Here is a 6226-nt window from a genome sequence, read left to right as displayed (position 1 = left end):
GCGCGGCGGCTGGCGCCCCGGCCGCCACCGCCCCGCGGCGGCGCGGCCGGGGCGCCGCCCGCCGACGGAAGGCGGGGCTGGCGATGAGCGGCAAGACCCTGCGCATCGCCGGCATCACCCGCAGCTTCCCGGGGCGCGGCCGCACGCCGCCGACCCTGGCGCTGCAGCCGACCGACATCGCCGTCCCGCCCGGGGAGTTCGTCGCCATCCTCGGCCCCTCCGGCTGCGGCAAGTCCACGCTGCTGCGCATCGTCGCGGGGCTGGACCAGCCGACGGCGGGCCAGGTGCTGCTGGGCGGGCAAGCCGTCACCGGCCCCGGCCCGGATCGCGGCATGGTGTTCCAGTCCTACACCCTGTTCCCCTGGCTGACGGTGGAGCGGAACATCCGCTACGGCCTGGTCGAGCGCGGCCTGCCGGAGGCGGAGCAGCGCGCCATCGCCGCCCGCCTCATCGCCCGTACCGGCCTGACCGGGTTCGAGAACCACTGGCCGCGGCAGCTCTCGGGCGGGATGCAGCAGCGCTGCGCCCTGGCGCGCGCCCTGGCCAACGACCCCGAGATCCTGCTGCTGGACGAGCCCTTCGGCGCGCTGGACCACCAGACGCGCGAGCTGATGCAGGAGCTGCTGCTGGAGATCTGGGAGGACATGTCGGGGCCGGGCGCCGCCGGCCGCCGCAAGACGGTCCTCTTCGTCACGCATGACATCGACGAGGCGGTGTTCCTCGCCAACCGCGTGCTGGTGATGTCGGCGCGGCCGGGGCGGATCAAGGCGGATGTGCCGGTGCCGCTGCCGCATCCGCGCGACTGGACGGTGAAGACCACGCCGGGCTTCGCCGCGCTGAAGGCCAGGCTGATGGCCGAGATCCGGGAGGAGGTGCGCCGCGCCGCGGCCGCCGCGCCCTGAGCGGGGCCGCGCCGCATTCCCCCGGCCCGGCCGGGCTGCTACACCCGCCGCCGCATGCCCGCGATCCCCCCGACCATTCCCCGCGCCGCGCTGGTCACCGGCGGCGCCAGGCGGCTCGGCCGCGCCATCGCGCTGGCCCTGGCCGACACCGGCTTCGACATCGCGCTCCATTACGCCGGCAGCGAAGCCGCGGCCGAGGAGACGGCGGGCGAGATCCGCGCCCGCGGCCGCCGCGCCGCGACGCTGCGCGCCGACCTGGCGCGGGAGGACGAGACGGCCCGGCTGCTGCCGCAGGCGACCGACGCGCTGGGGCCCGTCGGCGTGCTGGTGAACAATGCCAGCAGCTTCGAGCGCGACGAATGGCACGACGCGACGCGGGACAGCTGGGACGCGCATCTGGAGCCCAACCTGCGCGCGCCCTTCCTGCTGATGCAGGCCTTCGCCCGGGCGCTGCCGCCGCAGGCGGAAGGGCTGGTGCTGAACATGCTCGACCAGCGCGTCTGGTCGCTGACGCCGCATTTCGTCAGCTACACCGTCTCCAAGGCCGGGCTCTGGGCCCTGACCCAGACCATGGCGCTGGCGCTGGCGCCGCGCATCCGCGTGAACGCCATCGGCCCCGGCCCGGCGCTGCCCAGCCCGCGGCAGACCCAGGCGCAATTCGACCGCCAGGCGGGCAGCACGCCGCTGCGCCGGGGGACGAGCCCGGAGGAAGTCGCGCGCGCCGCGCTGGCCATCCTTTCCCTGCCGGCGATGACCGGGCAGATGATCGCGCTGGACGGCGGGCAGCATCTGCAATGGGCGCCCGTCACGCCGGCGGCGGAGCCGGAGGAGTGAGCATCGCCCCCGGCTTCGCCCCGGATGCCGCGGCGGCGCTGCGGCTGGTCTTCGTGCGCGGCCTGGCGCTGCAGGCGCGGCTGGGCGTGTACCCGCATGAGAAGGCGGCGCCGCAGCGCGTCGTCATCGGCGTGGAACTGGCGGTGCGGGACGACGCCGCGCCGGATGGCGTCGGGGCCGACGAGATGCGCCGCGTGGTCGACTACGAACGCGTGGTGAAGGCGGCGCGCGCCGCGGCGGCGGATGGCCATACGCTGCTGGTGGAGACGCTGGCGGAGCGCATCGCGCTGGCCGCGCTGGCCGATCCGCGCGTGCTGCGCGCCCGCGTCACGGTGGAGAAGCCGGATGCCTTCCCGGATGCGGCCTCGGTCGGCGTGGCGGTGGAGCGCATGCAGCGCGAAGGCTCCCGGGCCTGACGGCTGTCCACTACGCTCGCGACAAAAAGAGACGTCGTGGCGGGAACTCTTGAATGTTACGGTTGACCTATTCCTTTTCTGACCAAGACGAAGAAACCATTGTGGATCAGCATCTTAGGAATTTGCCCGCGATTTAGGCAAAAGCATGGGACGGTCCGAAGAGCAAGGTTTTCTGCGGGATCACGGGTTCGTGTCCACAGGGTTATCCACAGGCTGGGCAGGCAGTGCCCGGCGGGCCTTCCGCGCGGCGATGCAACCGCGTGCAGGCGGGCGGGCAGCGGCCAGATGAGGCTGCATCGACGCGCCGCTGCGGGACGGCGGGGACAGGGGCCTTCCGGCATTTCCCGCGGCCGCGCTTCTGGCCTATGCCGCAGCGATGGACGGAGATGCGGTGGATAGCGACGGGGCGGCGCCGGACACGGCACCGGTGATGGAAGGCGTGCGGGTGATCGAGGCGGCGGTGGCGACGCTGCCGCTCGCGCCCGGCGTCTATCGCATGCTGGATGCAAAGGGCGACGCGCTCTATGTCGGCAAGGCGCGCGCGCTGAAGAAGCGCGTCCATTCGTATACCCAGATCGGCCGGTTGCCCGAGCGCCTGCGCCGCATGGTGCACGAGACCCGCAGCCTCGAGGTCATCACGACCGCGAGCGAGGCGGAAGCGCTGCTGCTCGAAGCCAACCTCATCAAGAAGCTGCGGCCGCGCTACAACATCGTCCTGCGCGACGACAAGTCGTACCCGTGGCTGGTGCTGACCGAGGACCACGCCTACCCGCAGATCACCAAGCATCGCGGCGAACGGCGCAAGGGCGCCAGCTACTGGGGCCCCTTCGCCAGCGCCTGGGCGGTGAACCAGACGCTGACCGCCTTGCAGCGCGTGTTCCTGCTGCGGTCCTGCCGCGACACGGTGTTCGACAGCCGCGACCGGCCCTGCCTGCTGTACCAGATCCGGCGCTGCTCGGCCCCTTGCGTGGAGCGCATCGGCCAGCCGGACTATGCCGACCTGGTCCACCAGGCGAAGCAATTCCTCTCCGGCGAGACGCCGAGCATCCAGAAGGACCTGGCGAAGGAGATGGAGCAGGCCGCCGAGGCGCTGGAATTCGAGCGCGCGGCGGCGATCCGCGACCGCATCCGCGGCCTGACGCATGTGCAGGGCCGCGACCGCATCAACATGGAAGGCATCGGCGATGCCGATGTCGTGGCGCTGCACCAGCTGGCCGGGCAGACCTGCGTGCAGGTCTTCTTCTTCCGCGGCGGCCGCAACAACGGCAACCGCCCCTTCTTCCTGAGCAAGGGCGAGCAGGGGCCGGAGGAGGTGATGGGCGCCTTCCTCGGCCAGCTCTATGACGACCTGCCGCCGCCGCCCCTGGTGCTGCTCAGCCATGCGCCGGAGGAGCAGGCGCTGATCGCCGAGGCGCTGTCCATCAAGGCCGGCCGCAAGGTCGAGCTGCACCGGCCGCAGCGCGGCGACAAGCGCGCCGCCGTCGAGCATGCCGAGACCAATGCGCGGGAGGCGCTGGAGCGGAAGCTGGCCGAGGGCACGGCGCAGGAGGCGCTGCTGCAGGCGGTCGCCCGGGTCTTCGACCTGCCGGCGACGCCGGAGCGCATCGAGATCTACGACAACAGCCATATCCAGGGCAGCAACGCCTATGGCGTCATGGTCGCGGCCGGGCCGGCCGGCTTCCTGAAGCAGGCCTACCGCAAGTTCTCGATAAAGTCGGAGGTGAAGCCCGGCGACGATTTCGGGATGATGCGGGAGGTGTTCGAGCGCCGCTTCGGCCGCGCCCTGAAGGAGGACCCGGAGCGCGAGTCCGGCACCTGGCCCGACCTGGTGATGATCGATGGCGGCATCGGCCAGCTGAATGCGGCGCGCGAGGTCTTCGCCGAGTTGGGCGTGCACGACGTGCCGCTGGTGGCGATCGCCAAGGGGCCGGACCGCGATGCCGGCCGCGAGTGGTTCCACCAGCATGATCGCCCGGCCTTCCAGCTGCCGCCGCGCGACCCCGTGCTGTACTACCTGCAGCGGCTGCGGGACGAGGCGCACCGCTTCGCCATCACCACCCACCGCGCCGGCCGGTCGAAATCCCTGGTGAAGAGCGAGCTGGACGAGATCCCGGGCGTCGGCAGCGCGCTGAAACGCAAGCTGCTGAACCATTTCGGCAGCGCCCGCGGGGTGCGCAACGCGGCGCTGAGCGACATCGAGAATGCGCCGGGCATCGGGCCGAGCGTGGCGCGCAAGATCTACGAGCATTTCCACCCGGGCAGCACGGAGGGCTGACCGCGGCCGGGGCCCGCCATGGGCGGGCATGCGGGCATGCGGGCATGCGGGCTTGCGGGCGGATGGGCTCCTGCCTGCCAGCATGGCCGGCCCCCAGGTCGCCAGCCGGGCCGGGACGGCCGGTCGCCGGGCCTGCGCCTGCCGGCGGCACCGGGCGCGGCGGTGGCGCGACGGCGGTACCCGGTCGCCGCCCCGGGGCCGCGACATGGCCGCGACATGGCCGCGGCATGGCCCGGAATTCCGCATCCAGGCCATTGCCAGAACGATACGCCGCGTCATCTTACATTGTGATTTCGCAAAGAAAAGCACCGATGCGGTTGTGTGGGATGGCCGGCGTCCTGGCCGTCGCCCTTCTGGCCGGAGCACAGGCGGCGCCGGCAGCCACCGTCACCGTCCAGGCCCGGCAGGAAGGCTGGGTGTTGCGGGGCCCATTGTCCGCCGCGACCGGCACGCTCGACATCAGCCTGACGGGCACGGACCGGGACGGCGATACCCGCATCTCCGGTCCCGGCGGGACAGGCCTGGCCTCGGAGATCAGCGATTTCCGCATCACCTGGACCGGGCCGTCCCCCTTCACCCTGGATCCGTCCACGGTCATCGACTCATTCTTTTCCTATCTCCTGAAGCCGCGCCGGGGACCCTTCAGCGAGGGCCTCTCCGCCCGGTTCACCGGGGCTGGGCAGAGCGGATCCTTCTTCGGGGATGCGGAACTGAGTTCCCTCTTCGGCGAGTTGCTGATCGGCAGGGACGTCTATGTCACGCCCTACCCAGGTGTCCCGGACGTGCCGATCCCGGCACCGGGCGGCCTGGCCCTGTTCGGTCTCGGGCTGGCCGGGCTGGCCGGCGCAGCGCGGCGGCGGGCGGGCTGAACGGCGCGGGAGCGGCGCCGCCGGCCTCGGCCCACGGCATCGCCAATGCGGCGCCAGCCGGAGTGGCACCGCAGGCTGCATTTCATAGGTATTTTTTCCTTCACCTATCCCCGCGCCCTGCGCTAGCCTCGCCGGTTCCCGCCGCCGAGGGCCAGGCCGCCATGCCCACCACCCTTTCCCCCTCCCCGAGCCCCCTGCCGCCCGACCTGATCCCCCGCCTGCTGACGCTCTATCGCCAGCAGGTGGACCCCGGCGCGCTGCTGACCCCGGTGCGGCCCTGGGCGCCGCTCAGCGATGCCGAATGGGCCGCCCTCGCTCCCCTGCTCGCCCGCGCCTCCGCCGCCGGGCGGCCGACCGCCGATCCGCGCGGCCGGCTGGATGCCATCTTCCGCGCCGTCACGCTCAAGCACCCGCGCGGCGGCCGCGCCTGCTGGCACCAGTTGCCGGAGGCATTCGGCCGGCACGACACCATCGCCCGTTGCTATCGCCGCTGGGCGCATGCCGGGCTCTGGGCACGGCTGCTGCTGGCGGTGGCGCGGCCGGATGCGCCGCCGGCGCTGCGCGGCCTGGCCTACCGGGCCTGCTGCGCCTTCCGCCGCGGCCATCGCCTCATGGGCCTCTGGGGCGTGCTGCTGGCGCGGCGGCTGGGGCTGCATTCGGCCCTGCCGGCGCCCGCCGCCCGGCTGTTCGACCCGGATTTGTCCGAAAGCCTGCACCGCGCCGTCCCCGGCGTGCTGGGCTGGGTGGCGCGGGACCTCCGCCGCCGCATCCGCCGCGGCCCGCTGCAGGCGCTGCTGCGGCTGATGGACCTGGCCGGCGGCCGGCGGGCCTGCCGCGCGCTGGAACCGGCATGAGGCCGCCTCCGCCCCACCGCGGGCGGCCGCCGGCGCGGCCCGTTCGCCACCCCACTCCCGCCGCCGCGGCGGCGGC

6 protein-coding genes are annotated in these 6226 nt (G+C 73.0%); all 6 read left to right on the top strand.

What is annotated here, in order from left to right; genetic code table 11:
* The first annotated feature begins 83 nt into the window (after positions 1 to 83).
* The 6 genes from E2C05_RS27250 to E2C05_RS33450 all read left to right on the top strand — a co-directional run bounded on the left by E2C05_RS27250 (position 84) and on the right by E2C05_RS33450 (position 6150).
* Positions 84 to 902, top strand: coding sequence for an ABC transporter ATP-binding protein (locus E2C05_RS27250; protein WP_133222797.1), 819 nt, complete (start codon positions 84 to 86; stop codon positions 900 to 902).
* Positions 903 to 956: 54 nt separating this feature from the next.
* Entirely contained in the window at positions 957 to 1736 is a 780-nt protein-coding gene (locus tag E2C05_RS27245; protein WP_133222796.1) for an SDR family oxidoreductase, read from the top strand.
* Positions 1733 to 2152 carry a dihydroneopterin aldolase gene (folB, locus tag E2C05_RS27240; RefSeq protein WP_240046916.1) on the top strand — a complete coding sequence of 140 codons (420 nt, stop codon included), beginning with the start codon at positions 1733 to 1735 and terminating at the stop codon, positions 2150 to 2152. The genes E2C05_RS27245 and folB overlap by 4 nt, the downstream gene beginning before the upstream one ends.
* Positions 2153 to 2528: 376 nt before the next feature.
* Entirely contained in the window at positions 2529 to 4427 is a 1899-nt protein-coding gene (uvrC, locus tag E2C05_RS27235; RefSeq protein ID WP_133222794.1) for an excinuclease ABC subunit UvrC, read from the top strand.
* Between the two features lie 227 nt (positions 4428 to 4654).
* Positions 4655 to 5296 (top strand): hypothetical protein, encoded by a 642-nt coding sequence (locus tag E2C05_RS33455; protein ID WP_158292399.1) that lies wholly within the window; start codon positions 4655 to 4657, stop codon positions 5294 to 5296.
* Between the two features lie 161 nt (positions 5297 to 5457).
* On the top strand, positions 5458 to 6150 hold the full coding sequence (locus E2C05_RS33450) for a transposase (RefSeq protein WP_158292398.1): 693 nt from the start codon (positions 5458 to 5460) through the stop codon (positions 6148 to 6150).
* Positions 6151 to 6226: the final 76 nt, after the last annotated feature.

The organism is Paracraurococcus ruber (assembly GCF_004353985.1).
Classification (GTDB): domain Bacteria; phylum Pseudomonadota; class Alphaproteobacteria; order Acetobacterales; family Acetobacteraceae; genus Paracraurococcus; species Paracraurococcus ruber.
The sequence above is the reverse complement of the archived record's forward strand: the minus strand, read 5'-3'. Positions and strand labels throughout refer to the sequence as shown.

Excerpts from the sequence above, each read along its gene's own strand:
- E2C05_RS27245 (WP_133222796.1), top strand. The coding sequence starts at position 957 with ATGCCCGCGATCCCCCCGACCATTCCCCGCGCCGCGCTGGTCACCGGC.
- E2C05_RS27250 (WP_133222797.1), top strand. The coding sequence starts at position 84 with ATGAGCGGCAAGACCCTGCGCATCGCCGGCATCACCCGCAGCTTCCCG.
- E2C05_RS33450 (WP_158292398.1), top strand. The coding sequence starts at position 5,458 with ATGCCCACCACCCTTTCCCCCTCCCCGAGCCCCCTGCCGCCCGACCTG.
- uvrC (WP_133222794.1), top strand. The coding sequence starts at position 2,529 with ATGGACGGAGATGCGGTGGATAGCGACGGGGCGGCGCCGGACACGGCA.
- E2C05_RS33455 (WP_158292399.1), top strand. The coding sequence starts at position 4,655 with ATGGCCCGGAATTCCGCATCCAGGCCATTGCCAGAACGATACGCCGCG.